The 24,268-nt window shown below is 72.3% G+C and carries 22 protein-coding genes; 15 read left to right on the top strand and 7 right to left on the bottom strand.

Annotation, left to right across the window (positions count from 1 at the left end; translation table 11 throughout):
- Positions 1-24 precede the first annotated feature (24 nt).
- The 4 genes from ABFY07_RS32960 to ABFY07_RS32945 all read left to right on the top strand — a co-directional run bounded on the left by ABFY07_RS32960 (position 25) and on the right by ABFY07_RS32945 (position 4,979).
- Positions 25-1,386 (top strand): DUF6716 putative glycosyltransferase, encoded by a 1,362-nt coding sequence (locus tag ABFY07_RS32960; protein WP_346178002.1) that lies wholly within the window; start codon positions 25-27, stop codon positions 1,384-1,386.
- Between the two features lie 110 nt (positions 1,387-1,496).
- Positions 1,497-2,738 (top strand): cytidylyltransferase domain-containing protein, encoded by a 1,242-nt coding sequence (locus tag ABFY07_RS32955; protein WP_346178001.1) that lies wholly within the window; start codon positions 1,497-1,499, stop codon positions 2,736-2,738.
- Positions 2,739-3,686, top strand: coding sequence for an N-acetylneuraminate synthase family protein (locus ABFY07_RS32950; protein ID WP_346178000.1), 948 nt, complete (start codon positions 2,739-2,741; stop codon positions 3,684-3,686). It begins immediately after the preceding gene.
- Positions 3,687-3,794: 108 nt separating this feature from the next.
- Complete coding sequence (locus ABFY07_RS32945) at positions 3,795-4,979, top strand: hypothetical protein (protein WP_346178042.1); 1,185 nt, start codon at positions 3,795-3,797, stop codon at positions 4,977-4,979.
- A gap of 28 nt (positions 4,980-5,007) precedes the next feature.
- Here ABFY07_RS32945 and ABFY07_RS32940 read toward each other — a convergent pair whose 3' ends face one another.
- Together ABFY07_RS32940 and ABFY07_RS32935 are read right to left on the bottom strand one after the other, a co-directional pair.
- Positions 5,008-5,547: a GNAT family N-acetyltransferase gene (locus ABFY07_RS32940; RefSeq protein WP_346177999.1), complete on the bottom strand. Its 540-nt coding sequence runs from the start codon at positions 5,545-5,547 to the stop codon at positions 5,008-5,010.
- Positions 5,532-6,425, bottom strand: a complete 894-nt coding sequence (locus ABFY07_RS32935) for an NsdA family TPR-like regulatory protein (protein WP_346177998.1) — start codon at positions 6,423-6,425, stop codon at positions 5,532-5,534. Before ABFY07_RS32935 ends, ABFY07_RS32940 begins: the two co-directional genes overlap by 16 nt.
- Before the next feature lie 146 nt (positions 6,426-6,571).
- Between ABFY07_RS32935 and ABFY07_RS32930 the strand changes: the two genes are divergently transcribed.
- The 8 genes from ABFY07_RS32930 (at position 6,572) to ABFY07_RS32895 (ending at position 15,967) form a co-directional block, all read left to right on the top strand.
- The gene (locus ABFY07_RS32930; protein WP_346177997.1) at positions 6,572-6,979 is read left to right on the top strand and encodes an NUDIX hydrolase; all 408 of its coding nucleotides are present in this window, start codon (positions 6,572-6,574) and stop codon (positions 6,977-6,979) included.
- Between the two features lie 334 nt (positions 6,980-7,313).
- A complete protein-coding gene (locus ABFY07_RS32925; protein WP_346178041.1) occupies positions 7,314-8,588 on the top strand; it encodes an amidohydrolase in 1,275 nt (424 codons plus the stop codon).
- A 164-nt stretch (positions 8,589-8,752) separates the two neighbouring features.
- The gene (locus ABFY07_RS32920; RefSeq protein WP_346177996.1) at positions 8,753-9,790 is read left to right on the top strand and encodes a BMP family lipoprotein; all 1,038 of its coding nucleotides are present in this window, start codon (positions 8,753-8,755) and stop codon (positions 9,788-9,790) included.
- A gap of 161 nt (positions 9,791-9,951) precedes the next feature.
- A complete protein-coding gene (locus ABFY07_RS32915) occupies positions 9,952-11,562 on the top strand; it encodes an ABC transporter ATP-binding protein (RefSeq protein WP_346178040.1) in 1,611 nt (536 codons plus the stop codon).
- Positions 11,559-12,833: an ABC transporter permease gene (locus ABFY07_RS32910; RefSeq protein WP_346177995.1), complete on the top strand. Its 1,275-nt coding sequence runs from the start codon at positions 11,559-11,561 to the stop codon at positions 12,831-12,833. The genes ABFY07_RS32915 and ABFY07_RS32910 overlap by 4 nt, the downstream gene beginning before the upstream one ends.
- 118 nt (positions 12,834-12,951) lie before the next feature.
- Entirely contained in the window at positions 12,952-14,217 is a 1,266-nt protein-coding gene (locus ABFY07_RS32905; protein ID WP_346177994.1) for an ABC transporter permease, read from the top strand.
- Positions 14,217-14,636, top strand: coding sequence for a cytidine deaminase (locus ABFY07_RS32900; RefSeq protein ID WP_346178039.1), 420 nt, complete (start codon positions 14,217-14,219; stop codon positions 14,634-14,636). The genes ABFY07_RS32905 and ABFY07_RS32900 overlap by 1 nt, the downstream gene beginning before the upstream one ends.
- A gap of 50 nt (positions 14,637-14,686) precedes the next feature.
- Positions 14,687-15,967 (top strand): thymidine phosphorylase, encoded by a 1,281-nt coding sequence (locus ABFY07_RS32895; protein WP_065960536.1) that lies wholly within the window; start codon positions 14,687-14,689, stop codon positions 15,965-15,967.
- A 144-nt stretch (positions 15,968-16,111) separates the two neighbouring features.
- Here ABFY07_RS32895 and ABFY07_RS32890 read toward each other — a convergent pair whose 3' ends face one another.
- The gene (locus ABFY07_RS32890; protein ID WP_346177993.1) at positions 16,112-17,476 is read right to left on the bottom strand and encodes an MFS transporter; all 1,365 of its coding nucleotides are present in this window, start codon (positions 17,474-17,476) and stop codon (positions 16,112-16,114) included.
- A 183-nt stretch (positions 17,477-17,659) separates the two neighbouring features.
- On the opposite strand from ABFY07_RS32890, the gene ABFY07_RS32885 reads away from it, so the two are divergent.
- A complete protein-coding gene (locus tag ABFY07_RS32885; protein WP_065960533.1) occupies positions 17,660-18,580 on the top strand; it encodes a LysR family transcriptional regulator in 921 nt (306 codons plus the stop codon).
- Positions 18,581-18,634: 54 nt separating this feature from the next.
- Here the strand turns inward: ABFY07_RS32885 and ABFY07_RS32880 are convergent, their stop codons facing one another.
- Complete coding sequence (locus ABFY07_RS32880; protein WP_346177992.1) at positions 18,635-19,399, bottom strand: alpha/beta hydrolase; 765 nt, start codon at positions 19,397-19,399, stop codon at positions 18,635-18,637.
- Positions 19,400-19,526: 127 nt separating this feature from the next.
- On the opposite strand from ABFY07_RS32880, the gene ABFY07_RS32875 reads away from it, so the two are divergent.
- On the top strand, positions 19,527-20,693 hold the full coding sequence (locus ABFY07_RS32875) for an adenosine deaminase (RefSeq protein WP_346177991.1): 1,167 nt from the start codon (positions 19,527-19,529) through the stop codon (positions 20,691-20,693).
- A 124-nt stretch (positions 20,694-20,817) separates the two neighbouring features.
- Positions 20,818-21,087, top strand: a complete 270-nt coding sequence (locus ABFY07_RS32870) for a hypothetical protein (RefSeq protein ID WP_346177990.1) — start codon at positions 20,818-20,820, stop codon at positions 21,085-21,087.
- Positions 21,088-21,253: 166 nt separating this feature from the next.
- Here ABFY07_RS32870 and ABFY07_RS32865 read toward each other — a convergent pair whose 3' ends face one another.
- The 3 genes from ABFY07_RS32865 to ABFY07_RS32855 form a co-directional block, all read right to left on the bottom strand.
- A complete protein-coding gene (locus ABFY07_RS32865; protein WP_346177989.1) occupies positions 21,254-21,829 on the bottom strand; it encodes a VanZ family protein in 576 nt (191 codons plus the stop codon).
- A gap of 263 nt (positions 21,830-22,092) precedes the next feature.
- The gene (locus tag ABFY07_RS32860) at positions 22,093-22,695 is read right to left on the bottom strand and encodes a hypothetical protein (protein WP_346177988.1); all 603 of its coding nucleotides are present in this window, start codon (positions 22,693-22,695) and stop codon (positions 22,093-22,095) included.
- Positions 22,692-24,251 (bottom strand): ATP-binding protein, encoded by a 1,560-nt coding sequence (locus ABFY07_RS32855; protein ID WP_346178038.1) that lies wholly within the window; start codon positions 24,249-24,251, stop codon positions 22,692-22,694. The genes ABFY07_RS32860 and ABFY07_RS32855 overlap by 4 nt, the downstream gene beginning before the upstream one ends.
- Between the last annotated feature and the right edge of the window lie 17 nt (positions 24,252-24,268).

Genomic DNA, 24,268 nt, shown 5'->3' with positions numbered 1-24,268 from the left:
AAATCGCTTCCTAGCGTCAGCGACGTGCCCTCACCTACCAATTCTCCGCTACGAGTCGCCGTGCTGGCGGACTCCGACACCCGGTGGAAATGGGGCGCGCTCACCGCGCACCGCCTCGTACCGGAGGACCTGGACTCCGCCTCCCCCCGCCGCATGGACGGCTTCCTGCTGCGCGGCCGGGCGACGCCCACGGTCCGCCAGCTGGCCGAGGTGGGGGTGCGCGCGGACTCGCTGCGCGAGGTGACGGGCGTCGAGTTCGTCTCGGCGGTGGACCGCGAGCGGTACGACGTGATCGTGCTCTCCCTGGTCGGCGGCGCCGTCCAGGCCATGCTGCACGGCCTCGCCCGCGCCTGGGAGGGCGCCGCGCGCCGCCCGGTCGTGGTCACCGGCTATGTGGGCGTGGTCTACGAGAAGCTCGCCGACGGCCTGCTGCTGCGGCACGGCGCGGACGTGGTGCTCGCCAACTCCCGCCATGACGCCGAGCGGTTCCGCGACGTCTACACCGGCGTCGGCGCCTCGGCGGACAGCGTCGTGGAGTGCGCGCTGCCGTTCCTCGGCGGCGCCCCGTACGACGAGAAGGCGCGCGAGCGGCGCGCCCACCCCGGCGGCACCGTGGTCTTCGCCGTCCAGCCGTCCGTCCCGGACAACCGCGCCGACCGGATGTACCTGCTGCGCCGCGCCGTGCGGCACGCCCGGGCGCACCCGGACCGCGAGGTGCTGGTCAAGCTGCGCAGCAAGCCCGGGGAGCACACCACCCACATCGAGGAGCTGCCGTACCAGAAGCTGGTCGGCAAGCTCGGCGACGACGTGCCGGAGAACTTCCGCCTCGCCTACGGGAACATGGGCGAGGTCCTGGACACCACGGACCTGCTGGTCACGGTCAGTTCCACGGCCGCCCTGGAGTCCCTGCACCGAGGCATCCCGACCGCCGTGCTCACCGATCTCGGGGTGCGCGAGGTGCTGGGCAACCACCACTTCCTCGGCTCCGGCTGCCTCGCCTCCTGGGACCAGCTCGACGCCGGCCATCTGCCCGAGCCGGACCCCGAGTGGGTGAGCCGCCAGGGCGTGGCGGCCGACGGCGCGTACGAGACGGCGTTCGACGCGGCGCGGCAGCGGGTCGCCGAGCTGGCCGCGGCGGACGAACTGCCGCCGCTGGCCCCCTACTACACGCGGACCACCGCGCCCGGCTATCTGCCCGCGCGGCTCGCCCGGTACGGCCTCGAGCCGGACGGCCGGCCCCGGCCGGGCGCGTCGGCCGGGGAGGCGGTGCAGGTCAGCGGGTTGCGGCGGGTCGTGCGCAACACCATGCGGGAGGCGGCGCGCGGCGCCTACCGGCACGGCGTCCAGCGGGTGGCGCCGGTGATCCGCCGGATGGGCGAGCTGTGAGCAGGGGGCACCTCCCAGCGGTAGCTGGGGGAGCGCTGCCGGCGGCCGCCCGCCCCGCACCCCAGAACCCCGAAGCCGCAGAAGCCGCAGAAGGCACTGAAGGAGCCGCCATGTCCCCCTCCGACCGGCGCGTGGTCGCCGTGATCCCCGCCCGTGGCGGATCGAAGGGCGTGCCCGCCAAGAACCTCGCCGCCGTGGGGGGCGTGCCGCTGGTCGCGCGCGCCGTCCGGGAGTGCCTGGCCAGCCGCCGGGTGACGGACGTGGTGGTCTCCACGGACGACCCGGGCATCGCCGCCGTGGCCCGCGGCGCGGGCGCGGAGGTCGTGCAGCGGCCGCCCGCCATCGCGGGGGACACCGCGACCAGCGAGGCCGCCGTGCTGCACGCGCTCGACGCGTACGAGGCGACGCACGGGATCACCGCGGAGGTCGTGCTGCTGGTCCAGTGCACCAGCCCGTTCATCGCCCGCGAGGACGTGGACGGCGTCGCCGGGGCGGTGCTGGACGACGGCGCGGACACCGCGCTGACCGTCGCCCCGTTCCACGGCTTCGTCTGGCGGGACGCCGAAGACGGGATCGACGAGGGCGCGGCCGACGGGGCCGGCGCGGCGGGGGAGGCGGCCGACGGCGGGTACGGCGTCAACCACGACAAGTCGTACCGGCCGCGCCGCCAGGACCGCCCGCAGGACCTGCTGGAGACCGGTGCCGCGTACGCCATGCGGGTGGACGGGTTCCGCGCCGAGCGGCACCGCTTCTTCGGCCGCACCGCGCTGATACGCACCGACGCCGCCCGCGTCCTGGAGATCGACGACCCGCACGACCTGGCGCGCGCCCGCGCCCTCGCGCCGCTCCTCGACGCCCCGCGCCCCGGCGCGCTCCCCACCCGCGACGACATCGACGCGGTGGTACTCGACTTCGACGGCACCCAGACCGACGACAGGGTGCTGATCGACTCCGAAGGACGCGAACTCGTCGCCGTGCACCGCGGCGACGGGCTCGGGATCGCCGCCCTGCGCCGCGCTGAGCTGGCGCTGCTGATCCTGTCCACGGAGCAGAACCCGGTCGTCGCCGCACGCGCCCGCAAGCTGCGGGTCCCCGTGCTGCACGGCATCGACCGGAAAGACCTCGCGCTGAAGCAGTGGTGCGAGGAGCAGGGCATCGCGCCTGAGCGCGTGCTCTATGTCGGCAACGACGTCAACGACCTCCCGTGCTTCGGCCTCGTCGGCTGGCCCGTGGCGGTCGCCGGTGCGCACGACGTCGTGCGCGGCGCCGCACGCGCGGTCACCTCCACGCCCGGAGGGGACGGTGCGATCCGCGAGATCGCCTCGTGGATTCTCGGAAAGGAACTGTCTTAAGTGAGCTCCAACAATCGCCTCCGTACGCTCGGCGACAAGATCGCCGGCCCCGGCCACCCGGTCTACGTCACAGGTGAGATCGGCATCAACCACAACGGCGACCTGGAGAACGCGTTCAAGCTGATCGACGTTGCCGCCGACGCCGGCTGTGACGCGGTCAAGTTCCAGAAGCGCACCCCGGAGATCTGCACCCCGCGTGACCAGTGGGACATCGAGCGGGACACCCCCTGGGGCCGGATGACCTACATCGACTACCGGCACCGCGTCGAGTTCGGCGAGGACGAGTACCGCGCGATCGACGAGCACTGCGAGAAGCGCGGCATCGCCTGGTTCGCCTCCCCCTGGGACACCGAGGCCGTCGCCTTCCTGGAGAAGTTCGACGTGCCCGCCCACAAGGTGGCCTCCGCCTCGCTGACCGACGACGAGCTGCTGCGCGCCCTGCGAGCGACCGGCCGCACGATCATCCTGTCGACCGGCATGTCCACCCCCAAGCAGATCCGCCACGCGGTGGAGGTGCTGGGCAGCGAGAACATCCTGCTCTGCCACGCCACCTCGACGTACCCGGCCAAGGCCGAGGAGCTCAACCTGCGCGTGATCAACACGCTCCAGGCGGAGTACCCGAACGTGCCGATCGGCTACTCGGGCCACGAGACCGGCCTGCAGACCACCCTCGCCGCCGTCGCGCTCGGCGCGACCTTCATCGAGCGCCACATCACCCTGGACCGCGCCATGTGGGGCTCCGACCAGGCCGCCTCGGTCGAGCCGCAGGGCCTGCAGCGCCTGGTCCGCGACATCCGCACCATCGAGGAGTCGCTGGGCGACGGCGTCAAGAAGGTCTACGAGAGCGAGCTGGGGCCGATGAAGAAGCTGCGCCGCGTCGCGGGCGTCGTCGCCGAGGGCGAGGCCGACGCGGTCCAGAGCGCCGAGCGCGAACCGGTCGGGGTCTGAGAGGCCAAGGAGCCGTCTGCCGTGAACTCACCGGCCGGTCAGCCCGGCCCATGCCCGGAAGCGGCGGGTCCCCGTGACTCCTCGGTGGCCGCCCGCCGCTTCCGGGCCCTGTCCCGGGACGGCGCGAAGCGTCCCGAGGGGCCCGCGGGCCCCGAAGCCGGGGCCACCCTCGCCTTCGTCGAGAGCCCGGTCCAGCTGCTGAACGTCCTGGAGTGGGCGTACGCGGACGGGGGAGGCGATCCGAGCCCTGAACAGGCCGCCGGCGGGGCGCCCGGGGGCCGCCCGTCGCCGAGCGCGCCGGAAGGGCTCGGGGCCGCCGGGCTCGGAGCCGACGGGCTGACGGTCGTGGTGCTCTCGCCGCACGACCCGATGACGCGCGGTCAGCTGCGCCGCATGGCGGAGCTGGCGCGGGACGAGGGCATCACCGTGCGGTGGGAGGACGCGCGCGGCGGGGCGGGCGCGCCGCTGAAGACGATCGGGGGGCTGCGCGGCCCGCTGCGCCGCGCCGGGCGGATCGTCATCGGCGACCCGTTCTCGCGCTATGTGCAGCTGCTGCTGACGCTGACCCGCGCCCAGGACCTGGTCGTCGTCGACGACGGCACGGCCACCATGGAGTTCGTCTCCCAACTGGCCAGCGGGGAGCCGCTGGTGCGCTGGCACCGGCGCGGCACCGGCCGGGGGGCGCGCGAGATGGTCTTCGCACCGGTGTCCGCCACCGCGCGCCGCCGGCTCACCCCGGGCGGCGACCGGCGGGTCGAGGTGTTCAGCTCGATGCCCGTCGAGCCCCCCGCCGGGGTGACCGTCACGGCCAACTCCTTCGCCTGGACCCGGGCCCGCTTCGGCCCGCCCCGCCTCACCCGCGGCACCGACCTGGTCGGCACCTCCCTGGTGGAGACCGGGGTGGTCGACCTGGAGCGCTACCTGGAGGCGGTCGCGACCCTGGCCCGTACGCACGGGGCGACCCGCTACTTCGCGCACCGCCGCGAGAGCGCCGAGAAGCTCCACCGGGTGGCGGCCGAGATCGGCCTCGAGGTCGTACGACCGGAGCTGCCGCTGGAGCTGATAGCCCGCCGCGGCCCCATCGGCCACACGATCGTGAGCTTCCCGTCGACCGTCGTGCACACGCTTCCGCTCGCACTCTCGGGCACCGGGGTCAAGGTCGCCGTCTGCGATGTGGACCCCGCCTGGCTGAGGAGCGACGCCTCGCCGCGCGCCCAGGGCTTCCTGTCCGGGGTCACGGGCACGGCCCGGGACGCCCACCGGCTGCGCTCGGTGCCCGCGGCGACGTCGTGAGGATCGGACGTGGGCAGCCCGGCAGGGCTCAGGTGGCCTGCAGGTCGCGGAGCATGACGGCGTAGAGCGGGGAGTCGGGGAACGGCTGTTGCTCACCGATCTTTCGATACCCCCACGACTCGTAGAGTGCCTGGATCTTCGGGCGCTTGGTGTCCACGGTGAGTACGGCGAAGGTCTCGGGACGGGAGGCGACGAGGGTCTGGTGGAGCCGCTGGGACACGCCGGTCTTCCGCCACTTCGGGCGCACCATCAGCTCTGACAACGAGAACGTAGCAGTCTCTGCCGGCACGGGCTGGAGATAGCCACGCCACCACTCCCGCCCTGGATCCGCAGGAGCGCCGTAGGTGAACCCAACCGGCTCGTCACCGTCGTAGCCGATGACGCATGAGAACCCGGGTTTGCCTCCCCAATGGTCCACGAACCACGGGAACCGCTGCACGAATGGCTCATCCATCCGGTCCGCGTAGGCGTCCGCGTGGACATCCAAGAGAACCTGCCGGATCGCTCCGAGGTCATCGTGAGTGTAGTGGCGTAGGACGACGTGTGCCGCGGTCACGTAGTGCTCCATTCGGATTGGTATCGGTCGGCCCACTCTCGCGCCACGGTGGCGCTCGGCGCGAGGGTGAAAAGGTCGCGGTGGAAGTCGCCCAGCACCACGCGCAGCCGCCCCGGGAGAGGATGTCCGGCCATCAGGTCGAAGACCTCCGCAGTCGTGGCGCATCCCTGGTCGATCTCGCCCTGGTGGACCTGGGCGAGCGCGAGACGGGCGACGGTCATGGCCCGGTTGCGGCGATACTTCTCGGGGAGCGTGGCCAGAGCCCGGTAAGACGCTGCTTCCGCCTTCACAGGGGCCCCGATCCTGTCATAAACGATCGCTGCCAAGGCGTTCAGCTCTGCGGGGCTGTAGAAGCCCACCCAGCCCGGTCGAGGCTGCTTCTCGGCTTTGGCCATGGCGTCCTCCGCGTATCCAAGGGAACGCCGGGCTGCTTGGCCGTGGCCTAAATTGGCGTGGGCGATGGCGGTGCGCGCGTGAGCGAGGGAGCCGAACAGCGGATCCCGTCGGGTGATGGCCGTTGTTTGCGCGGCTTGGGCGGCGGCGAGCGCTTCGCCGTACTCCCGCCGCTGGTGGGCAAGTAGGGCTGTGGCGTTCCACACTCGCATTTGTGCCGTTGGGTCCTGTGCCATTCCTGCCAGCCGTAGGGCCTCGTCCAGGTGACCCTTGGCTCTGTCGAGCTGGCGGGCGTCGATGCACGACCATGCAGCGGCGGCGGTGTAGTCGGCGGCCACGCTGAACAGGCGTTGCCTGATTCGTTGGGTCGCTGCCCGCCTCTGCAATTCGAGGGCTTCTTGTGCGCCGGCGAGTGCGGCCTTTTCCAACGCGGAGTGTCCCCCGCGGCTCTGGTCCAGGGTGGTGAGAGAGTCCAAGCCCTTGCGGCTACGGATCACGTCTGATGTTCCTACGGCCGGTCGTGCGCCCCTCAGAGGGGCGGCGGCGACAGTGGCTGCGGCTGCGCCACAGAAGCGACGGCGATGCACGTGGTCCTCCGATGGCGGCTCTGGGGCGAGTGGAGGGATGAAGCCGCATCGACGTCATGATTATTCTGGAGCGGAGCGACGGCCGCCTCCTCCTCGCCGAACGCTCCGGCACCGGCTACGCCGACGGCCTGCTCAATCTCCCCAGCGGCAAGGTAGACCCCGGCGAGAACGTCATCGATGCCGTCGCGCGCGAGGTCCTCGAGGAGGTCGCCGTCCGCATCGACCCCGCTGCCCTCCGCCCCGTACACGTCATGCACTACCGGAACCCCGAAGGCCAACCCCGCGTCGGCTGGTTCTTCGCCACCGCCGAGTGGGAGGGCGACCCTATCAACGCCGAGCCCCACAAGTGCGCGGGTATCTCCTGGCACCGCCCCGACGAGCTTCCGGCCGACACCGTGCCGTACAACGCCCTCGGCATCGCCCATTACCTCAAGGGCGAGCCTTTCTCCGTACACGGCTGGTAGGCCGTAGATCCGATGGCCGCCGTTCCCTCCCCTTCAGAGAGGCGGAGCGACGGCCGTATCCGCTGCGAGGGCGCGCCCCCGTGCCGAGGGGCAGGCCTGGGAGACGGCGACCACATCCTGAGACGGGGGAGGCAACTTCCTGTCAGGGCTCCACCGGTACGCCATGTGGCGCTCGTCACTACCCCGTGCCGTATGAGAGGCCTGTTATACCCCCTGACTAGGGCGATCATGCGCAGGGGTGGCAGTTTCCTGTCCCCCGAACGGGTTGAAGTTTTGTTGATCGACATCCGGTCGCGCCACCAGCCGTTCTACGCTTGATCGGGTGAAGCAATTGATGTCCCCCGAGACCGGTTCCGTCGTCGCCGAGGCCGAGGCTGTCACCTCCGAAGCCGTCGCACCCGAGGCCGTCCCCGCGGACGCCCTCGCGCTCCCCGGCCGGCTTCCCGAGGCCCTGCGGACGGAACTGATCGCCTTCCGGCGGGACATCCACATGCACCCCGAGCTCGGCAACCGCGAGTTCCGCACCACCGCCGCCATCAAGGCGCGCCTGGAGCAGGCCGGCCTCACGCCGCGCGTGCTCCCCACCGGCACCGGCCTGATCTGCGACATCGGCGCGGCGAGCGGCGCCGGCGAGGGCGCCGCGCTCCCCATGCTGGCGCTGCGCGCCGACATCGACGGGCTGCCCATCCCGGACACCAAGTCCGTGCCCTACCGCTCCACCGTGCCCGACCGCGCCCATGCCTGCGGCCACGACGTGCACACCACCGTGGTGCTCGGCGCCGGCCTGGTGCTGGCGGAGCTGGCCCGCGAGGGCCGGCTGCCGCGCCCCGTACGGCTGCTGTTCCAGCCCGCGGAGGAGGTGCTGCCCGGCGGCGCGACCGACGCGGTCGAGGCGGGCGTGCTGGACGGCGTCGGCCGGATCCTCGCCCTGCACTGCGACCCCAAGGTCGAGGTGGGGCGCATCGGGCTGCGCACCGGCGCGATCACCTCCGCCTGCGACCGGCTGGAGGTCTCCCTCGACGGCGCGGGCGGCCACACCGCGCGCCCCCACCTCACCACCGACCTGGTGACGGCCACCGCGAAGGTGATCACGGAGGTGCCCGCCCTGCTGTCCCGCCGGGTCGACACCCGCTCGGGCCTGGCCGTCACCTGGGGCCGGGTGGAGTCGGGCCACGCCTGCAACGTCATCCCGCAGCACGCCGAGCTGTCCGGCACGGTCCGCTGTCTGGACCTCCCCGCCTGGCGGGAGGCGCCCGACCTGGTGCACGCCGCCGTCGACGAGATCGCGACCCTGCACGGCGCCAAGTCGGAGATCACTTACGTCCGCGGGGTGCCGCCCGTGGTGAACGAGGCGAGCTCGGTCGAGCTGCTGCGCCGCGCGATGGAGACCCGCCGCGGGCCGCACGCGGTGGAGGACACCGAGCAGAGCCTCGGGGGCGAGGACTTCTCCTGGTATCTGGAGCACGTCCCCGGCGCCATGGCGCGGCTGGGGGTCCGCGGGGTCGGCGACACCGCCCGGCGCGATCTGCACCGCGGCGATTTCGACGTGGACGAGGGAGCGATCGAGGTTGGCGTGGAGCTGTTCACCGCCGCGGCCCTGCTCGGCTGAGACGCGACTTCGCCTGATCGACATGTCCCGGAGGCCCCCGGGACAAGTCAGATTCGCGACGATCCGATAACGGCTTCCGGACGCGCCTTTATCTGCCATCTACGCGCGTTACGATGCGGCGAAACCAGCGCCGAAGGAGGCGCTCAAGCCGAAGGGGAACCCTCGTGCGCCGGGTATCCAGCATCGCCGTCGCGGGCATAGGCATCGCGGCTCTCGCTTTCACCACCACAGCCTGTGGTGGCAGCTCCTCCGACTCCAAGAAGGACAAGGGCGCCGCCATCGCCTATGACGTCGGCGGCCGTGGTGACCAGTCCTTCAACGACGCCGCGTACGCCGGCCTGGCCAAGGCCGAGAAGGAACTCGGCGTCAAGGTCGACGACCAGGAGCCGTCGGAGGGCGAGTCCGACGCCGACAAGGTGCAGCGCCTGACCGAGCTGGCCCGCGAGGGGCACAACCCGGTCATCGCCGTCGGATTCGTCTACGCGCCGGCGGTCAAGGAGGTGGCCAAGAAGTACCCCAAGGTCACCTTCGGCCTCGTCGACGACGACACCGTCCACGCCAAGAACGTGGTCAACATGGTGTTCAACGAGGAGCAGGCCTCCTACCTGGCGGGCGTGGCGGCCGCCCTGACGAGCAAGAGCAAGACGGTGGGCTTCGTCGGCGGTGTGGAGAACCCGCTGATCAAGAAGTTCGAGGCGGGTTACGTCCAGGGCGTCCACGACACCGACAAGTCGGTCAAGGTGAAGGTCCAGTACCTCACCCAGCCGCCGGACTACAGCGGCTTCAAGAAGCCCGACCTCGGCAAGAGCACCGCCAACGGCCAGCTCGACGCGGGCGCGGACGTCATCTACCAGTCCGCGGGCAAGGCGGGCACCGGTGTGATCGAGGCCGCGGCCGCGCGCGGCAAGTGGGCCATCGGCGTCGACATGGACCAGTACAAGCAGGCGGGTCTGGTCAAGGTCAAGGACAAGATCCTGGCCTCCGCGACCAAGGGCGTCTCCGACGCGGTCTTCAACCTCATCAAGTCCGTCAAGGACGGCAAGCCGCAGTCCGGCACGGTGCGCTACGGCCTGAAGACGGGCGGCGTCGGCCTGGCCGACTCCAACCCGGCGTACCAGAAGATGACCAAGGTGGTCGAGGCGGTCGAGGCCGCGAAGAAGAAGATCATCAGCGGCGAGATCAAGGTCAAGACCACGCCGTAAGGCGGTACTCGAACCGCCGATCGGGCGGTACTCGAACCGCCGAGCAGCAGTCGAGCGGGGCCTGGGGAGGGAGCTTTGGCCACACCACCTCAGGTCCCGCTCGCTGTGCGACCCGGCGCCACGCCCCCTCGCGACGCCCGCCGCCGCCCCGCGATCCCCTCATCACCGCCAGACTCCTTCTCCGAGGAGAGTGCGCCATCAACGCGTCCAGCAGTCCGCCCGCAGTAGAACTCAGCGGGATCACCAAACGTTTCCCCGGCGTCGTCGCCAACCACGACATCCACATCGCCGTCCGCAAGGGCACCGTGCACGCGATCGTCGGCGAGAACGGCGCGGGCAAGTCCACCCTGATGAAGACCCTCTACGGCATGCACAAGCCGGACGAGGGGACCATCGCGGTCGACGGCGAAGAGGTCTCCTTCCACAGCCCCGCCGACGCCATCGCCCGGGGCCTGGGCATGGTGCACCAGCACTTCATGCTCGCCGACAACCTCACCGTCCTCGAGAACGTCGTGCTCGGCGCCGAGAAGCTGTACGGCATCGGCGGGAAGGCCCGCGCGAAGATCAAGGAGATCTCGGACGCGTACGCCCTCGGGGTGCGCCCCGACGTCCTCGTCGAGGATCTGGGCGTGGCCGACCGCCAGCGCGTGGAGATCCTCAAGGTCCTCTACCGGGGCGCCCGGACGCTGATCCTGGACGAGCCGACCGCCGTGCTGGTCCCGCAGGAGGTCGACGCGCTCTTCGACAACCTCCGCGAGCTCAAGGCGGAGGGCCTGACCGTCATCTTCATCTCCCACAAGCTAGGCGAGGTGCTGTCCGTCGCGGACGACATCACCGTCATCCGGCGCGGTACGACGGTCGGCTCCGTCGTCCCCTCCGAGGTCACCGCCCGGCAGCTGGCCGAGATGATGGTCGGCAGCGAACTGCCCTCGCCCGAGACCCGCGAGTCCACCGTCACCGATGTGCCGATGCTGCGGGTCGAAGGGGTCACGCTGACCACGGAGGACGCCGAGCACGGCGCCCGCACCGTGCTGGACGACATCACCTTCACCATCCGCAAGGGCGAGGTGCTGGGCCTGGCCGGCGTCGAGGGCAACGGCCAGACCGAGCTGATCGACGCGCTGGTCGGCACCCGCAAGCCCGACAGCGGCACCATCCTCCTCGGCGAGGAGGACATCACCGGCTGGCCCACCCGCCGCCGCCGCGAGGGCGGCGTCGGCTACATCCCCGAGGACCGGCACCGCCACGGCCTGCTGCTGGAATCGCCGCTGTGGGAGAACCGCATCCTCGGCCACGTCACCGAGCGCCCCAACACCAAGGGCAAGGGCCGCTTCTGGCTCGACCTCCAGGGCGCCCGGGCGGACACCGAGCGGATCGTCACCGAGTACGACGTGCGCACCCCCGGCATCGAGGTCACCGCGGCCTCGCTGTCCGGCGGCAACCAGCAGAAGCTCATCGTGGGGCGGGAGATGAGCCACCACCCGCGGCTGCTCATCGCCGCGCACCCCACCCGCGGCGTGGACGTCGGCGCGCAGGCGCAGATCTGGGACCAGATCCGCGAGGCGCGCCGGGAGGGCCTGGCCGTCCTGCTGATCTCCGCGGACCTGGACGAGCTGATCGGCCTGTCCGACACCCTGCGGGTCATCTACCGCGGCCGGCTGGTCGCGGACGCGGACCCGGCGACCATCACCCCCGAGGAGTTGGGCTCGGCGATGACCGGCGCGGCCACGGGCCATCTGGAACACCTCGCCGAGGAGGGGGCGGCGCGATGAAGAAGACCGACGAGGCGAAGCCGGACACGGCGACCGGCGGCGCGACCGCCGGGGCGACCAGCGGCGCGGACGGCGCGGGCAAGGCGACCGGCGGCGGCGCGGGCAAGGCGACCGGCGGGGCGACCGCCGGGGCGACCGGCGGCGGCGCGGGCAAGCGGTTCAGCCGCGACCGGCTGCTGCTGGCCGCGGCCGGCCCGGTGCTGGCGCTGGTCGTGGCGGTCGTGCTGACCTCCGTGGTGCTGCTCGCGTCGGGCAAGAGCCCGTTCGAGCCGTACACGCTGATGTTCGAGTACGCGGCCAACGCCGACGTCCAGGTGCTGATCATCAACCAGGCGAGCTCGTACTACCTGGCCGCCCTCGCGGTGGCCGTGGGCTTCCGGATGAACCTGTTCAACATCGGCGTGGACGGCCAGTACCGGCTCGCGGCCATGGCCGCCGCCCTGGTCGGCGCGAACGCCGGCCTGCCCGGCCCGCTGAACATCGCGCTGATCGTGATCGTCGCCATGCTGGTGGGCGCCTTCTGGGCGGGCATCGCGGGCATCCTCAAGACCACCCGGGGCGTGAGCGAGGTCGTCTCCACGATCATGCTCAACGCGATCGCCACCAGCCTGATCGCGTATCTGATCCTGCCCGAGCAGTTCGGCGTGCAGCCCAAGGGCAGCAACAACCTCACCACCGGTGACCTGCCCTCCTCCTCCTGGTTCCCGGGCATCCACGTCAGCGATGTGGCCGGTGACGTCTACGGCTTCGTGTTCGTCGCGATCGGCTGCGGCGTGGCGTACTGGCTGGTCCTGAACCGCACCCGGTTCGGCTTCGACCTGCGCGCGACCGGCGCCAGCGAGAGCGCGGCGGCCGCCAGCGGTGTCGACGCCAAGCGCATGGTGCTCACCAGCATGCTGATCTCCGGCGCGGTGGCGGGCCTGGCGGGCATGCCGGTGCTGCTCGGCGACTCGCACACCTACAGCCTGAACTTCCAGACCGGCATCGGCTTCACGGGCATCACCATCGCCCTCCTCGGCCGCAACAACGCGGTCGGCATCGCCTTCGGCGCGCTGCTGATCGCGTTCCTAGACAAGACGGCCTCGACGCTGGACTACAACGGCTACGAGAAGGAGATCGCCACGATCATGCAGGGCCTGATCGTGATCTCCGTGGTCGTCTCCTACGAAACCGTTCGCCGGTACGCCCTGCGCCGCCAGCAGCGGAAGGTCGGCGAGGAACTCGCCGCCGCGGCCCGCGCCACGACGACCCGTGAGGAGGTGCCCGTATGAGCGAGTCTTGGCGCGCTGCGCGGGCTGGACTGAGGAGCCGCGCAGCGACGAAGGAGCGAGCAGTGACGAAGGAAGCCCGCGCGGGGGAGCGCGCCGAGACTGAGCGGGGGGATGGCGCGTGAGTACGACCACTGCTGTCGATACCGCGAAGCCGCAGCCCAAGAACCCGGTGCGCCGGAAGCTGTCCCTGCCCGTCGTCCTGCTGATCGTCGCGGGCGCCGTGGTCCTGGCCTCGGTGGTCCGGATGATCACCGGCGCCGACGACATCACCTCCGTGGGCCAGGTCTCGGGCGCGCTGGAGCTCGCCATCCCGATCGGCCTGGCGGGGCTCGGCGGTCTGTGGGCCGAGCGGGCCGGCGTGGTCAACATCGGCCTCGAGGGCATGATGATCCTCGGCACCTGGTTCGGCGCCTGGGCCGGATACCAGTGGGGGCCGTGGACCGGGGTGGTGCTCGGCATCCTCGGCGGCGCGCTCGGCGGGCTGCTGCACGCCGTGATCACCGTGACGTTCGGCGTCAACCACATCGTCTCCGGTGTGGCGATCAACATCCTCGCCGTCGGCGTCACCCGCTATCTGTCCAACTTCACCTTCCTGGAGGCCGAGGGCTCCAAGAGCGCCCGGCAGTCCCCGACCATCGATCCGATCACCGACATCACCGTGCCGGGGCTGTCGGACGCGATGAAGACCCTCAACGGCAAACACTGGTTCCTCGTCTCCGACCTCGCGGGGTTCGTCGGCGGTGTGGTGACGGAGCTGTCGCTGCTCACCGTGGTGGCGCTGCTGCTGGTGCCGTTCACCTGGTGGGTGCTGTGGCGGACCTCGTTCGGCCTGCGGCTGCGGTCCTGCGGGGAGAACCCGGTGGCGGCGGAGTCGCTGGGCGTCAACGTCTACCGCTACAAGTACCTGGCGGTGATCATCTCGGGCGGGTTCGCCGGGCTCGGCGGCGTCTTCCTGGCCGAGGTGGCCTCCAACATCTACCAGGAGGGCCAGACCGGGAACCGCGGCTACATCGGCCTGGCCGCGATGATCTTCGGTAACTGGATGCCGGGCGGCCTCGCCATGGGCGCGGGCCTGTTCGGCTACACCGACAGCCTCAACCTGCGCTCCGGCGGTACGAACGTCCACGCGCTGCTGCTGTTCCTGGTGTTCGTGCTCGCGCTGGTCGCGCTGTGGCAGCTGTACCGGAAGAAGTACCTGGCCGGGGTCATCGGCGCGGCGTTCTCGGCGCTGCTGCTGGTCTGGTATTCGCTGACCGAGGAGGTGCCGAGCCAGTTCGTGACGGCGGCCCCGTACATCGCCACGCTGCTGGTCCTGGCGCTGTCCGCGCAGCGGCTGCGTGCGCCCAAGGCGGCGGGGCAGCCGTACTACAAGGGAGGCGGATGATGAACACGGGCGCGACCCCGACCGCGAGCGCGCCGGTCGACTGGGAAGCGCTGCGCGCGCAGGCCCGGGACGTGATGTCCCGGGCCTACGCCCCGTACTCCCACTACCCGGTGGGCGCGGCCGCGCTGGTCGACGACGGCCGCACGGTGACCGGCTGCAATGTGGAGAACGCGGCGTACGGCGTGGCGCTGTGTGCCGAATGCGGCCTGGTCTCCGCCCTGTTCGCCTCGGGCGGCGGCCGTCTGACCGCCTTCACCTGCTGCGACCGCGACGGGGCGGTGCTGATGCCCTGCGGCCGCTGCCGCCAGCTGCTGTGGGAGCACGGCGGCCCCGAACTCCAGGTGGACACCGCCTCGGGCATCCGCCCGCTCGCCGAACTCCTCCCGGACGCGTTCGGGCGCGACAACCTGGAACGCTGAGCTGCTCTGGGCGCTTCGGCGCCCGCATCCCCGAAAGGCCCGCATCCACCATGGACGCCATCTCCGTCATCCGCGCCAAGCGCGACGGCGGCCGTCTCACCGACGCCCAGATCGACTGGATCATCGACGCCTACACGCGCGGGGAGGTCGCCCACGAGCAGATGTCCGCGCTCGCGATGGCGATCTTCCTCCAGGGCATGGACCGCGCGGAGATCGCCCGCTGGACCGCCGCGATGATCGCCTCCGGCGAGCGCATGGACTTCTCCTCCCTGCCGCGCCCGACCGCCGACAAGCACTCGACCGGCGGCGTGGGTGACAAGATCACGCTGCCGCTGGCCCCGCTGGTGGCCGCCTGCGGCGCGGCCGTGCCGCAGCTCTCCGGGCGCGGCCTCGGCCACACCGGCGGCACGCTCGACAAGCTGGAGGCCATCCCCGGCTGGCGGGCGAAGCTCTCGGGCGAGGAGATGCTGCGCGTGCTCGGGGACGTCGGCTGCGTCATCTGCGCGGCGGGCGAGGGGCTCGCGCCCGCCGACCGGAAGCTGTACGCGCTGCGCGATGTGACCGGGACCGTGGAGTCGATCCCGCTCATCGCGAGCAGCATCATGTCGAAGAAGATCGCCGAGGGCACCGGTTCGCTGGTGCTGGACGTGAAGGTCGGCTCGGGGGCCTTCATGAAGGACCTGGCCTCGGCGCGGGAGCTGGCCGCCACGATGGTGGGGCTGGGCACCGACCACGGGGTCCGTACGGTCGCCCTGCTCACCGGCATGGCCACCCCGCTCGGCCGCACGGCGGGCAACGCGCTGGAGGTCCGCGAGTCGGTGGAGGTGCTGGCGGGCGGCGGCCCGGCCGATGTCGTCGAGCTCACCCTCGCCCTCGCCCGGGAGATGCTGGACGCGGCGGGCCTGCCGGACGCCGACCCGGCCAAGGCGCTCGCGGACGGCTCCGCGATGGACCACTGGCGCCGCATGATCGCCGCGCAGGGCGGCGACCCGGACGCGCCGCTGCCCGTCGCCCGCGAGCGCCATGTGGTGACGGCCGAGTCGACCGGCGTGCTGACCGGCCTGGACGCGTACGCGGTCGGCCTCGCCGCCTGGCGCCTCGGCGCGGGCCGCGCCCGCAAGGAGGACCCGGTGCAGGCGGGCGCGGGCGTGGAGATCCACGCCAAGCCGGGGGAGCGGGTACGGCAGGGCGAGCCGCTGCTGACGCTGCACACGGACACGCCGGAGAAGTTCGACTACGCGCTGGAGGCGCTCGCGGGGGCGGTGAGCTACGCGCCGCCGGGGACGGAGTTCACGGCCGACCCGATCGTCCTGGACCGCATCGCGCCGTGAGCGCGCCGTAGTCGAGGGAACGGGCGAAGGGGCCGCACCGCCGGGACAGTTGGCGGGCGGCCCCTTCGGGCTCTCGGGAGGTGGCCGGGGGCGGCCGGGTGTGACCGAGGCCGGCCCGGGTTCGGCCGGGTCCGGCCCGGGACGTTACGCCCGGGCGGCCAGCCGGCGCATGCCTTGCGTGGTTTCGTTGGACTGTGTGCGCCGCTCGGCCTGCCGCTCCGACCGCGCCACGATCTCCGCGCGCCGCTCGGCCAGCGCCTTGCGCGTCGCGTAGAGCGTGATCCCCGCCGCGCCGGTCACGGCCACCAGACCGAGCAGGACGGTGCCGGTCCAGCCGGCCGCGTGGAAGGCGAGGGCGCCGAGGGTGCCGCCCACGCTGCTGCCGACGTAGTACGTGGTCTGGTAGAGCGCCGAGGCCTGGGCGCGCCCGGTCTTGGCGGCCCGGCTGACCGAGGACGAGGCCACGGCATGGCCCGCGAAGAAGCCAGCGGTGATCAGCACCAGGCCGACCAGCACCGCCGCGATCGAGTCGCCGAGGCTCAGCAGCAGCCCGGCCGTCGTCGTGGTGACCGCCACATACAGCGCCCCGCGCCGGCCCAGCCGGCCGACCAGCTTTCCGGCCGCCGCGGAGGAGGCCGTACCGACCAGGTAGACCAGGAAGATCGAGCCGACGAGGGACTGCGAGAGGTTGAAGGGCTCGGCGACCAGGCGGTAGCCGATGACCGTGTAGACACCGCCGAAGACGGTCATGAACAGCGCGCCGATCGCGTACAGCCGGCGCAGCAGCGGGTCGGACAGGTGGCCGCCGACCGTGCGGGCCAGGGCCCGCGGGCTGACCGTGGACGGGGTGAAGTGGCGCGCCTTGGGCAGCAGCAGCCGGAAGGCGATCGCGCACACCAGCGACAGGACGCCGACCGCGCCCAGCGCGACGCGCCAGCCCCAGCCGTCGGCGACCCAGCCGGTGAGCAGCCGGCCGGTCATGCCGCCGAAGCTGTTGCCCGCCACGAACAGCCCGATGGTGCCGATGAGGGCGGCGGGGCGCACCTCCTCGGAGAGGTACGCCATCGCGGAGGCGGGGATGCCGGCGATCGCCGCGCCCTGGACGGCGCGCAGCGCGACCAGCCAGCCGAGGTCCGGGGCGAAGGGCACCGCGAGGCCGACGGCGACGGCGACCGCGAGCGAGACGGTCATCGTCCGGCACCGGCCGTAGCGCTCGGACACGGCGCTGAGCGGGAGAACCGCGAGGGCCAGCGCGAGGGTGGCGGCGGAGACCGTCCAGCTGGCCTGGTCGGCCGACACGTGGAGGTCACCGGAGATCGCGGGGAGGAGTGCCTGGGAGGAGTAGAGAAGGGCGAACGTCGCGAGGCCGGCGGCGAAGAGAGCGAGCCTCATCCGGCCGAAGCCCGGGTCCCCGGGGCTCAACCGATCGGGAGCGGCGGGGGTCGACGACGTCTTGGCGCAGGCGTCCACAGGGGTTCCGGTGGACGCCTCGGTATCAGCAGGAGGCATGTCTTGACCGTATGTGCTCCCATTTTGATGCGTCCAATGCACGGAATTGCCATAATCGATGCTGTGCCGCATCAGCCGAGGTCAGCGAGATCGTTGTCACGCCGCAGCAATGAAAAAGACATTCCCGTGACAACCGGCCCCCCGACACCACCGCCGCCAGGCTCCCCGCCCGCCGACCGCGTGATGGCCGAGTTCGAGGCAGACTCCTGGGCCGCGGCCCTGACCCCCCGCCTCGTCCAGTTCGCGGCCGTGGCCCAGCACGAGCACGTCACCCGGGCCGCGCAGTGGCTCGGCGTCCCCCAGTCGACGCTCAGCCGGGCGATGGTACGCCTCGAAGCGGACCTCGGCGTCGCGCTGTTCGCCCGCCGCGGCCGCACCGTCGCCCTCACCCCCGCCGGCCGCACCTTCCTGCGCGCCGTGGAACGGGCCCTCGCCGAGGTCGAGCGCGCCGCCGAGTCCGTACGGGCCGACGCCGACCCGGCCGCCGGGAAGATCGCCTTCGGGTTTCTCCACACCCTCGGCTCGGAGACCGTACCCGGTCTCATCCGCGCCTTCCGCGTCGACCACCCGCGGGTGCGCTTCCAACTCGTCCAGAACTACGGCGAGGCGATGATCGAGCGGATGCGCGCCGGCGACCTCGACCTCTGCCTCACCTCCCCCGTCCCCGACGCCCCGGACCTGGTCGCCCGCCGCCTCGACGAACAGCGACTCCGCCTGGTCGTCCCGGACGACCACCGGCTCGCCGGCCGCAAGCGCATCAGACTGGCCGAGGCCGCCTCCGAGCTGTTCGTCACCCTCGAACCGGGCTACGGCCTGCGGCGCATCACCGACGCCCTGTGCGCCGAGGCGGGCTTCAAACCCAGGATCGCCTTCGAGGGCGAGGAGGCCGAGACCCTCCGCGGCCTGGTCGCCGCCGGCCTCGGCGTCGCCCTCCTCCCACCCCCCGCCGTCCCCCGCCCCGGCGTCGCCGAACTCACCGTCACCGCCCCCCGAGCCGTCCGCGAGATCGGCGTCGCCTGGCTCGACGGCCACCCCGACACCGCCCCGGTCGCCGCCTTCAAACGCTTCCTCCTGAGCCGCCGCGGTCAACTCCTCCCGCGCTGAGGCCCGTCCGGCCGCGCTGAGGCCCGTCCGGCCGCGCCCGGCCGGGGACCGGCCTCAGCGCGGCAGCGTCGAGCCGAAGCCCGCCGCGAGGGGCATGCGCAGGCCCAGCGGGGGCGGGGCGGCGAGGGCGTCGGCCACGGGGCGGGAGTAGCCGTGGGCGAAGAGGGAGCCGAGCAGGAAGTCGGCGGCCAGGGCCTGTACTTCGGAGCGGTGGTGGTGGAGACCGTGGCCGTCGGCGTGCACCTCGAAGCGGCACACATCGCGGTTGATCTTCTTGGCCCGTTCGGCGAGCCGGTAGGACAACTCGGGGTCGGTGCGCTGGTCGTTGGTGCCGTGGGCGATGAGGACCTGCCGTCCGACCAGCTGCTTCACCGGCTCGGGGGTGAGCTGGGCAGCCGGCTCCGGCAGCCAGGGGGCCAGGGCGACCACCGCGTCGACGGCCTCGTGGCCGGCGGCGCGCAGGGCGGCGCGGGCGCCCATGCCGTGGCCGATGAGGCAGACGGGCACATCGCCGTAGCGCCGCACCACCTCGTCCACCGCCCAGGCGGCGTCCTCGGCCGGATGGGCCGCGTCGCCGTTCCAGCCGCGGTGGCGGTAGTGGACGGCATGGGCGGTCAGCCCCTCGGCGCGGCCCGCCCGGACCAGCCGCCGGGCCAGCGGCAGCATCGTCGCCACCGACAGCCGGGAGGGCCGCCCCGTGCCGGTCTCCGGGCCGCCGGGGAGCAGCAACACCACGCCGTGGACGGTCTCTCGCGCGGCGGCCGCGCCTCTCGGCCGCCCCAACCGGGCGCCCCGCTCGGGCAACGCTTGCTGAGCCATGGCAGAACAATCGCAGAAGGAGCGGTGTACTCCACCACTCGTGCGGGTCACTGTTGCATATCTATCGAGGCCAGTTGGCGGAGCCGCGCGGCGACACGATCTACGCGCGTAGGGGTATGGTGCGCAGATGACGAGCGAGTACCACGACAGACCCACCCCCGAGCAGATCCGCCGCGCCCCCAAGGTGCTGCTGCACGACCACCTCGACGGCGGGCTGCGCCCCGCCACCGTCGCCGAACTCGCCCGGGAGACGGGCTATGACGCGCTGCCGGAGAGCGATCCGCGGAAGCTCGGCGACTGGTTCCGGGAGGCCGCCGACTCCGGTTCGCTCGAGCGCTACCTGGAGACCTTCGCGCACACCTGCGGCGTCATGCAGACCCGCGACGCGCTGTTCCGGGTCGCCGCCGAGTGCGCCGAGGACCTGGCCGCTGACGGGGTCGTCTACGCCGAGGTGCGCTACGCCCCCGAGCAGCACCTGACCCGGGGGCTGACGCTGGAGCAGGTCGTCGAGGCGGTCAACGAGGGCTTCCGCGAGGGGGAGCGGCGGGCCGGGGAGAACGGCCACCGCATCCGCGTCGGCGCCCTGCTCACCGCGATGCGCCACGCGGCCCGCGCGCTGGAGATCGCCGAACTCGCCAACGGCTTCCGCGACCGCGGCGTCGTCGGCTTCGACATCGCGGGTGCCGAGGCGGGCTACCCGCCCACCCGCCACCTCGACGCCTTCGAGTATCTGAAGCGGGAGAACAACCACTTCACGATCCACGCGGGCGAGGCCTTCGGGCTGCCCTCCATCTGGCAGGCGCTCCAGTGGTGCGGCGCCGACCGGCTCGGCCACGGCGTCCGCATCATCGACGACATCCAGGTCGCCGACGACGGCAGCGTGACCCTCGGCCGGCTCGCCTCGTACGTCCGGGACAAGCGCATCCCGCTGGAGCTGTGCCCGACCTCCAACCTCCAGACCGGGGCCGCCCGCTCGTACGCCGAGCATCCCATCGGACTGCTCCGCCGGCTGCAATTCCGGGCGACCGTGAATACGGATAATCGTCTGATGAGCGGTACGAGCATGAGCGACGAATTCGCGCACCTCGTTTCGACGTTCCACTACACGCTCGACGACATGCAATGGTTTACGGTCAATGCAATGAAATCGGCGTTCATTCCTTTTGATGAACGTCTGGCGATGATCAATGACGTGATCAAGCCTGGATATGCCGAATTGAAGTCCGAATGGCTGTTCCGTCGGATGGCCTCGGCATCCCCCGTGACCAGGGGGTCCGGCGCCGAGGGCAGATGATCGCGCGGGCGGTGATAAACGGCCGGTCGGCAGCCGGTGAGTGCTTTTCCGGGTTTGCGGGGAGCGGAAATCCATCGCTACGTTGCCGTACCGGTCAAGCCCCCGTCTCAAGGACAGATTTCTGATGAAGCAGGGAACCATCAAGACCCTCGGCGCCATTGCCCTCGGCGCGGTCGCCGTCATGGCCGGAGGCGGCAGCGCGGCCGCGGCCGGCAACGCCCCGGCCGGGCCCGCCCGCAGCATGGGCGTCGGGGCCGGGCAGCCGGGTCATGCCCCGCGTCCGGGCCAGCCCGGCCCCAACGACAAGGGCCTGCTGGGCAACCTGCCCCTCCAGCCGACCGCCCTGAAGTCCGGCAGCCTGCCGGCCGGTCTGCCGAGCGGCCTGCTGGGCTGAGCCCGGTCACCACGGGCGTCCCCGCGGGCGTACCCACGGGCGAAGGGGCTCGCACACCCGGAGGGGGTGCGGGCCCCTGTGGCGCTTCGCGGCGGCTTTCCGCTTCGGCTGTCCTCCCCCTCGGTCGCCTTCCCCCACGGCCGCCTTCCCCTTCAGCCGCCCCCTGTTACGGCGCGACCCCGACCCGGGACAGGGACGGGGTCATGGCCTGGGCGCCCTCGTCCCAGTCCTCCGGCCGGCCTTCGCCCGCCGTGCGGGCGGCGGCCCGCTTCCGGTCCGCCCGCCGGCGCAGCCGGCTCCGTACGGCGGGGACCACCGCGAGGTGCGCGAGCGCGACGCCCGCCGTGTTGAGCAGCACCGTGTCGACGTTCATGATCTGGCCGGTCAGCTCGCTGTGCACGAGCGCGATCGCCAGGGAGATCATCGCGCCGGTGAAGACCGTCCGGGCGAACGAGGCCAGCGGGTAGACCGTCACCCGGCCCCCCGCCAGCGGCAGCAGCACCCCCAGCGGCGCGAGCAGCAGCAGCCCCCCGCCGATGCTGCGGGCGGCCTCCCAGGGGCCGAGCGCCAGGTCGGCGCGGATGGTGGCGAGCGGTTCGAGGGTCACGGCGGTCACCCAGGGCGCGGACAGCGGGCGCAGGGTCAGCCAGCACACGTACGACAGGTGTGCGACGAGGAGGACGAAGCCCGCGGCGCGGAAGCGGAAGGCGGCCCTGCGGCGGCCGGAACCATGACCCTGCACGCCTCTCAGGACGCCGGGTGCGGGGCTCGTGGTTCCGCCGCGGCCGCGCTGGTGGCAAACGGGTTACCGGTGAGTCCGCCGGCGGCCGCCCCTCGAGGCCGTGCCCGGGGGCCGGGGCCCCCGGGCCGGGCTCAGCGCACGACCACGGCACGACCATGGCACGACCGGGACGCGACCACAGCATGACGACAGCCCGACCACGGCACGACGAGGGCACGACCGGGACGCGACCAGGGCACGACCACCGCCCGGCCGCCCCGCGACTAGGGCACGAGAACGCCGGAACTCACCGCGATCTCGGGGTGCCGGCGCATCTCCTCCGTGCACTCGTAAGCCTTGAGCGGGTCCCGCTTCGCGTCCGGGCCGCCGAGCACCACCCGGTGCCTGGAGTCCGCCACGGGGGTGTCCGCGTAGGTGCAGACGATCTGCGCGAGCGCGTAGGACTGCAGCTCCTCCGGCAGCCGGTTCAGCCGCAGCGCGTGATCCGGGTCGTCCTGGGCCGGGCCCGAGACGCGCACCCAGTCCTCCACCGCGGTGGTGAACCCCGCCCCCTCCTCGGCCGCCGACGGCGGCTGCTGCAGCTGCTCCAGCAGCGCCCGGGCGCGCTCCAGCGGCCGCTGGGCCGTCTTGTCGTCCGTCGCCGGCGCGCCGCGGCTCACGGAGAGGAGCCGCGAGGTGCACAGCAGATAGACCCGTACGGTGACCCGGCCCGCGCCCTCGGCCGACCGCCCCGGCTCGGGCGCCTGGCAGGACGCGCGCGAGGGGGCCGGTCCGGCGTCCACCGGCACGGACGTGCCGCGGATGCCGCAGCCGGCGGTCAGCAGCGCCACCGCCCCGAGCAGCGCGCCCGCCGCTCGCCGCCTCATCGCTCGCTCCCCTCGTCAGGGCCGCGCCGACCGGCGTCCCGGCCCTCGCCCTCGCCCCGGGCATCACTCCGGCCCGCAACACCCGGCCCGCCGCCCTGGCCCGCGCCCTGACCGGAACCCTGGCCAGGCCCCTGATCCGGCTGGCTGAGCCGCGAGGCGTCCATGGGAAGGCGCAGCGTGAAGACGGCGCCGCCGTCCGGAGAGTTGTCCGCGGTGATCTCGCCGCCGTGGATGTGCGCGTTCTCCAGCGCGATCGACAGGCCGAGGCCGCTGCCCTCCGACCGGGGCCGGGAGGCGCTGGCCTTGTAGAAGCGGTCGAAGACATGCGGAAGCACGTCCTCCGGAATGCCCGGGCCGTGGTCCCGGACCTGGATCAGCAGCTCGTCGTCCACCGGCCGCACCGAGACCCGGACCGGCGAGCCGCCGTGCTTGAGCGCGTTCCCGATCAGGTTGGCGAGGATGACGTCGAGCCGCCGGGGGTCCAGCCGGGCCACGATCCCCCGCTCCGCGTCCAGCTCGACCGCGTCCAGCCACGCCCGCGCGTCGATGCACGCCGTCACCTGGTCCGCGACATCCACGTCGTCGAGCACCAGCCGTGCCGTGCCCGCGTCGAAGCGGGTCACCTCCATCAGGTTCTCCACCAGGTCGTTCAGCCGCCGGGTCTCGCTCACCACGAGCTGCACCGCCGGGGCGATCATCGGGTCGAGCGCGTCGGTCTCCTCTTCCAGCACCTCCGTCACCGCCGTGATCGCGGTGAGCGGAGTGCGCAGCTCATGAGACATGTCCGCGACGAAGCGGCGGCTGGCCGCCTCCCGCGCGCTGAGCTCCGCCACCCGCTTCTCGAGACGCTCCGCGGCCCGGTTGAAGGTACGGGAGAGATTGGCCAGCTCGTCGGTGCCGGAGACCTCGAGGCGGGTGTCGAGGTGACCCTCGCCCAGCCGGTGCGCCGCCTCCCCGAGCCGCTGCACCGGCCGCAGCACCGTGGCCGCGGCGGCCTGCGCGAGCAGCGCGGAGCCGATCAGCGCCAGGGCGGTGGCGATGCCCAGGGACCAGGCCAGGGAGTTCAGGTCCTGGCGCTCGTTCTCCAGGGACTTCAGCATGTAGCCGGTCGGCCCGCCGCCGTTCACCCGGGCGCCGCCGATCAGGTACGGGGTGCCCTTCACCGTGATCCGCTGCCAGTAGAGGTGATAGGGGGAGGTATTGGAGCCCGCGACGGCGCGTTTCCTGTCGACCGCGCTGCGCAGCGACTCCGGCACGGTCTTCGGCGTCAGCAGATCGTCCGCGGAGGCCGCGGTGCACGGGCCGCCACCCTCGGTCCGGGCGATCAGCAGCACCTCGTACTTCTGGGTGTTGTCCGCCATCCGGTCCGCGGCGTCCTGCAATTCGGGACAGGTCGGCACGGCGGGCAGCGGGTCGGTGGCCTCCTTGAGCGACTTGCGGAAGTCGTCGAGCGCCGCGTCCTGGGTGCGGGTGAGCACCGCGTCGCGATTCAGCCAGTACGCGATCGCCGACGCGGACACGGCGGCCGCCAGCGCCACGAGCCCGAACACGAGCATCAGCCGCAGCCTCAGGC

The organism is Streptomyces sparsogenes subsp. cuspidosporus (assembly GCF_039532705.1).
GTDB lineage: Bacteria > Actinomycetota > Actinomycetes > Streptomycetales > Streptomycetaceae > Streptomyces > Streptomyces sparsogenes.
The sequence above is the reverse complement of the archived record's forward strand: the minus strand, read 5'-3'. Positions and strand labels throughout refer to the sequence as shown.

Coding starts and splice junctions, on each gene's coding strand:
- ABFY07_RS32900 (WP_346178039.1), top strand. CDS start 14,217: ATGAACACGGGCGCGACCCCGACCGCGAGCGCGCCGGTCGACTGGGAA.
- ABFY07_RS32940 (WP_346177999.1), bottom strand. CDS start 5,547: ATGGAGCACTACGTGACCGCGGCACACGTCGTCCTACGCCACTACACT.
- ABFY07_RS32890 (WP_346177993.1), bottom strand. CDS start 17,476: ATGCCTCCTGCTGATACCGAGGCGTCCACCGGAACCCCTGTGGACGCC.
- ABFY07_RS32870 (WP_346177990.1), top strand. CDS start 20,818: ATGAAGCAGGGAACCATCAAGACCCTCGGCGCCATTGCCCTCGGCGCG.
- ABFY07_RS32880 (WP_346177992.1), bottom strand. CDS start 19,399: ATGGCTCAGCAAGCGTTGCCCGAGCGGGGCGCCCGGTTGGGGCGGCCG.
- ABFY07_RS32930 (WP_346177997.1), top strand. CDS start 6,572: ATGATTATTCTGGAGCGGAGCGACGGCCGCCTCCTCCTCGCCGAACGC.
- ABFY07_RS32860 (WP_346177988.1), bottom strand. CDS start 22,695: ATGAGGCGGCGAGCGGCGGGCGCGCTGCTCGGGGCGGTGGCGCTGCTG.
- ABFY07_RS32875 (WP_346177991.1), top strand. CDS start 19,527: ATGACGAGCGAGTACCACGACAGACCCACCCCCGAGCAGATCCGCCGC.
- ABFY07_RS32855 (WP_346178038.1), bottom strand. CDS start 24,251: ATGCTCGTGTTCGGGCTCGTGGCGCTGGCGGCCGCCGTGTCCGCGTCG.
- ABFY07_RS32955 (WP_346178001.1), top strand. CDS start 1,497: ATGTCCCCCTCCGACCGGCGCGTGGTCGCCGTGATCCCCGCCCGTGGC.
- ABFY07_RS32925 (WP_346178041.1), top strand. CDS start 7,314: ATGTCCCCCGAGACCGGTTCCGTCGTCGCCGAGGCCGAGGCTGTCACC.
- ABFY07_RS32895 (WP_065960536.1), top strand. CDS start 14,687: ATGGACGCCATCTCCGTCATCCGCGCCAAGCGCGACGGCGGCCGTCTC.
- ABFY07_RS32910 (WP_346177995.1), top strand. CDS start 11,559: ATGAAGAAGACCGACGAGGCGAAGCCGGACACGGCGACCGGCGGCGCG.
- ABFY07_RS32885 (WP_065960533.1), top strand. CDS start 17,660: ATGGCCGAGTTCGAGGCAGACTCCTGGGCCGCGGCCCTGACCCCCCGC.